Raw genomic sequence first — 4,775 nt, forward strand, 5'->3', positions numbered from 1 at the left:
GCTCTGGTTAATCCTGTCTTGTCCGAAAGCTGATATTGTGTAAGTGACTGACTGTGCCGTAACTTAACGAGCTGGGCTCCAATTGTTAACATGGTTTCAACCATGCTGATAAGAAGATCTGCGAAAATAAACACGTCAAAGACAAACAGCACTTCTGCGATTACTTCAATACGCTGCATGTTTCACTAGACTTCCTCGTTGGCTTCGGGATTGTAGATTCTGCTCCTTGCGCATATCGACTGCACCGGCGGCACAACATGGTCGGTATAATGCAAATTCGTCGCACCCCTCGTTTGTGTTTTCAAATCGAGGAACTCTTTATTACCTCTCTCACCTGGACATCCATCTGGATCCTTCCTACACTATTTATCAAATGGGCTTATTCACTGTATATTACAATCAATGCCAAAACATGGAGCCACCTATATCCATCTAATGTTAACGCCTCGCTGAGGCTACGGAGAGCACTTTCTACAATAACGGGGAAAGTCGGCGCGCTGCTTGCTCGAGAATGCGCTGTGAAGGGGAGCGCTGCAGCAATTCTTCCATGAGCAAAGGTATAGAATTAGTTAGATCATGCTCAAATTGCTCCGTCAGTTCCTTCGCCACGTCGGCACTGTACTAGATTTCGCACACCTCGTAATTCAGGCGATAACTTCTTATATCATAGTTTGCGGAGCCTACATCGGAAATCTCCCCATCAATCACCATCAGCTTCGAGTGCAACATCCCCTTGTCGTACATGTAGATATGGACCCCGGCTTCCAGCAGTTCTCCGTAATAAGTGCGACTTGCTGGCGCGATACCCATAGCGACCCAGATCATTGACATCACTCCCCCTTACTTTGTACCCGATGCAGATATCATAATGGCTATAAAGACAGCCGTAGCACGCGGTGTGCGAGTTAGATTGCTAGTTCCTACCACGTCATTCCCAAAATCGTAAGCCCTGCTCGTGGGGGCAGTTTAATCATGATTTTATAAAATATCAGATGCTTATTTTATTTAAGGTACAAGCTCGACCGTGGACGACTCCTTCATAAGTAAGTGAATAAGCGCATTTGCAATAATTTGTCCCGCCGTTTTAGGTGCCACCATACCGGGTAAACTGGGAGCAAATAATGCTTTAATGCCTCTTTTCTCCGCAAAACGGAAGTCTGTTCCGCCCGGTTTTGAAGCAATATCAATAATCACTGCCCTATGTTGGACATTAGTTAACACGTTTGGCGTGAGTACCAAAGACGGAATTGTATTAAATATCAAATCCGCATCGGCAACCTGTTCATTTAATTGATTCAAAGAAAATGCTTGGAAACCCATTTCATATGCACGGGCTAGATGTTCATCCTTTCGATCGCCGACTTTTATTATTGCCCCGAGCGAGTGCAAAGTTTTGGATAGCGTAAAACCAGTTCGGCCAAATCCCAGCACCAGACATTGCGAGCCGTGAATCGTAATATCCGTATTTTGAATCGCCATCATAAGCGCTCCTTCGGCGGTCGGTATTGAATTATAAATGCTCACATCATCGCGTTCAAATAATTCAACAATCTCAATTTGATGTTTCGAACAAAGTTTTTTCAAATAGGATCTCGCCATTCCCGTGTATATTTTTGCATGCTTCGGCAGGTAACTGATATGTTCGTCAGTCATTCGAATATCCTGCAAGGAAAAAATGGATTGAATTATTCCCATATCATCTCCTCCTACTGCCGGTAAAATGACCGCGTGAACATTTTCAAGCACGTGGCGCTCTAAATTTGCTTTCATTACACCCTTGTATTGATTTTCTAGCTTATCGAATCCAATTAATATCACTGTCGCATCCAATTCCAACAATGTTTGAATCACTTCCAGCTGACGGGCATCTCCGCCAATTATAGCAAATTGAATTCCTGAAAGCATAAAGATAATCCACTCCTATTTCAATAATTACTATTTTATGCTTTCGCCTATACAGTGTTGCTTCCTCAGCAAATTTAAAAAAACTACCTCGTAAAAAAGGTATTTGCCTATTGCAATTGAAAAAAACAAATCCCACCTAAGACGGCGGGATTGCAATTTCAGTTTTAAATTACTAACGGGCATTTTGGAAAAATTCTCTGAACACCTACTTCTTCGATCAATTTTGGTATGATTTTCTATCAAGCATTATGCAACTGTTTCTACTGCCCAGATTGTGTACGAAGATGTTTGCAGGCAATTAAAGCAGAGTTTTTTGTATCATATATAATGTTCCTCCTAACCATCCGCAAATAATGATGTCCGTGGTTACGAATATTTCATTGTACACAGGCTTGTTGCAACACCACCTGCGGTTATTGTAAAAATAGAAAGAAAAAAGGTGTCGGCTGAGAGGAGCAAACCACCAAGGCAAATGATAACCCCATCAATAACAAAAACAAATACCCCAACATTGATATTGGAAAATTTTGAAAGCAATTGAGCGAGTAAATCTGTTCCTCCGGTGCTTGTTTCATATCGTAACATGATTCCAATACCTGTACCGATAATAAATCCGCCGATAACAGAACTGCTGAACGATGTTAATTCAACAAAATATAAGAAATGATACTGGATCGGCTCCAATAAATCGATAACTAATGAAGAAATAATCAACCCGTATATGCTATTGTAAAAGATATCACGGCAGTAAAACCATGCCAGTAGTAAAGTAGGAATACTGCACAAGAAAATGACAAGTCCTACTTTAATTCTAAATATATAATTGATGATAAGGGCAATACCAATAACCCCTCCATCCAAAACCATGAATGGCTTTAGAAAAAAATGGATCCCGATTGCGATCAATAAACTTCCTGATAAAATCGCAATAATTTTTTGTAACGATAGCAATAAATCAGCTCCTATAAAGGCATGTCTGATTTATATGCTAATAACGGTAAAAGAATCCCTTTTGGCTTTACACGAAAGATGGAATTCCTCGTACTTTTTTATTTATCGAGCAATCGTTAAAACCGTTGAGCCAATTCGATAAATTCCTGCACAAAACCCGAGACCGGTCTTCCGTGCTACATCCGGTAGATATTTGTTAACTCGATCAATAAAACTCAGGATTGGTGGATACATACACATTTTGAATGTTCGGATCTGTAGCCCGAACTTACTGAGTAATTTGATCCTCCATCTCACGAGTAAGCTGACCCTGACTTGTATCTATCACTGTTGCGACATAAGCATTTGTTCGTGTAGCAAGCACATTCGCTTGCCTTATACCAGGTAATCGGACAATCTTATCTGCCGCTTGTTTGGCTACTTCACTACGATTATCAATCGTAGTGGTCCAAAAGTACGTTCGACGATTATCTTTCCGTTTCGGGGCCGATCAATCAATGTGCTAAAGGCTATCCAGATGCCGACATTGGGCAATTTAGTGATGTCTAATGGATAATTCTCCTCGTAATGCATATACTGTATTTTTTCTTTAAACAAAACAGTAATTCAATGATTAGACATTAACTTGAGCCTATCCAATCTTCTTGGCATAATCCTCAGTTCTTAAAATTATGGAATCCGCTTTCTCCCAACTTTCTTCTTCCAGCATGGAGTCTCCGTGGATAATGTGAAAATCGTTGTCAAGCGGTCCCCTTCCTTCAAAAGGACCTACAACCGTTGCCGTTGAACGAATGACCGGTTTGTTTTCAAATATCCAACTCTGGTGTCCTTTCAACAGGTCAGGATGACGGAAATAAAATCAAAACCTCCACCGTAGGATCACCCGCTTTTTTCTCATCAAAGCCGCCCCAATGAAGCTTTTCAGAAACGGCCTCGGTGGTTCCACATGTTAGGCCAGCTCTTTATACTCCTGCTACACCGGCGTTAAATTTTCTTTATATTGTTGGCCATGAACATCCTCCTTGATTTTCAACAAACTGTAACTTGAGTATTATTAAATTACTAACGAATCAGTAACGGTTTGACTTCATCAATAACCTTTTCTAAGGCTCATTGATACATTATAGTCGACCCTCAGTATTAAGCTCTTTTTTCAAAATCTATAGCGAGGTGAAATCACCGCTTTCAAATTATTCATCTGATTCCTTAACCATCTTCATGAGAGAATTTTTTTCTGCAAAGTCTTCCCATGCAAGACTGTAAAGCTCCATAAGAACACATCTCCATCTATTCGTTTAAATCGTAAGAAGAGCGAGATAAAGGGATCTCCATTTCGTAAAGCAAAAAGAAAAGTACAACATGATTGTTCCAGTTGTTTGGCAAAACTCCAGTACTCTGCTTGTATACTGGCACAACTCTCCGATAGGACAGAAACCTGTTCTCGAAGACAAAATCAGTTTTGCTTTAACGGGTTGGAATCTCTTTTTGAATTGCATAGTAGAGAGTGCTTTCCATGCGATCATGTTCACATTTAACAGGAAAATCTACCTCTAATAACGCCCCTATCGGTTATAAAAGTACATTAGATGGCAAACTGCACCTAAAACAACGGTTTTCGAGCTTTTAAAGAGAATTGACCGAAGTTAACGGGCACAATTCCTGTTCATGTAATCAATGTAGCAGTAGCAATCCAATTTACAAGTTTCTTTTCCTGTTAATCACAAAATTGGCGTTCGTTTTACCTGAAAATGGATCCAACTGCATAGATCATGCCTGTACTTTCAATGTCGCTCCCCTCCTCCTGTTTCCCACAAGTTCATCCAAACTTACCTTGAAAAAATCAGCTAACAATATCAATGTGTTAATGTCCGGCTCTCTGCGATTTTTCTCGTAGTGTGATATCGCAGCTCTGGTTAATC

The 4,775-nt window shown here is 40.4% G+C and carries 3 protein-coding genes and 4 pseudogenes; 1 reads left to right on the plus strand and 6 read right to left on the minus strand.

The features are described 5' to 3' along the window. Positions 1–471: 471 nt before the first annotated feature. Positions 472–795 (minus strand): annotated as a pseudogene (locus G519_RS53400) (phospholipase D-like domain-containing protein); the annotation flags it as partial. 16 nt (positions 796–811) lie between these two features. Between G519_RS53400 and G519_RS50950 the strand changes: the two are divergent. Next, positions 812–922, plus strand: a pseudogene (locus G519_RS50950) (phospholipase D-like domain-containing protein); the annotation flags it as partial. An 83-nt stretch (positions 923–1,005) separates the two neighbouring features. Here G519_RS50950 and dpsA read toward each other — a convergent pair. The 5 genes and pseudogenes from dpsA to G519_RS49685 form a co-directional block, all read right to left on the minus strand. Further along, complete coding sequence (dpsA, locus tag G519_RS0137865) at positions 1,006–1,905, minus strand: dipicolinate synthase subunit DpsA (RefSeq protein ID WP_029198961.1); 900 nt, start codon at positions 1,903–1,905, stop codon at positions 1,006–1,008. Between the two features lie 366 nt (positions 1,906–2,271). After that, positions 2,272–2,856: a YitT family protein gene (locus G519_RS0137870; RefSeq protein WP_029198962.1), complete on the minus strand. Its 585-nt coding sequence runs from the start codon at positions 2,854–2,856 to the stop codon at positions 2,272–2,274. A 268-nt stretch (positions 2,857–3,124) separates the two neighbouring features. Next, a complete protein-coding gene (locus G519_RS53845; protein WP_127527662.1) occupies positions 3,125–3,295 on the minus strand; it encodes a YhcN/YlaJ family sporulation lipoprotein in 171 nt (56 codons plus the stop codon). 225 nt (positions 3,296–3,520) lie between these two features. Next, positions 3,521–3,694, minus strand: a pseudogene (locus G519_RS0137875) (stage V sporulation protein AD); the annotation flags it as partial. Between the two features lie 968 nt (positions 3,695–4,662). Next, positions 4,663–4,775, minus strand: a pseudogene (locus G519_RS49685) (helix-turn-helix domain-containing protein); the annotation flags it as partial.

This window comes from Paenibacillus alginolyticus DSM 5050 = NBRC 15375 (genome assembly GCF_000422905.1).
Classification (GTDB): Bacteria; Bacillota; Bacilli; order Paenibacillales; family NBRC-103111; genus Paenibacillus_E; species Paenibacillus_E alginolyticus.

Coding starts and splice junctions, on each gene's coding strand:
- dpsA (WP_029198961.1), bottom strand. CDS start 1,905: ATGCTTTCAGGAATTCAATTTGCTATAATTGGCGGAGATGCCCGTCAG.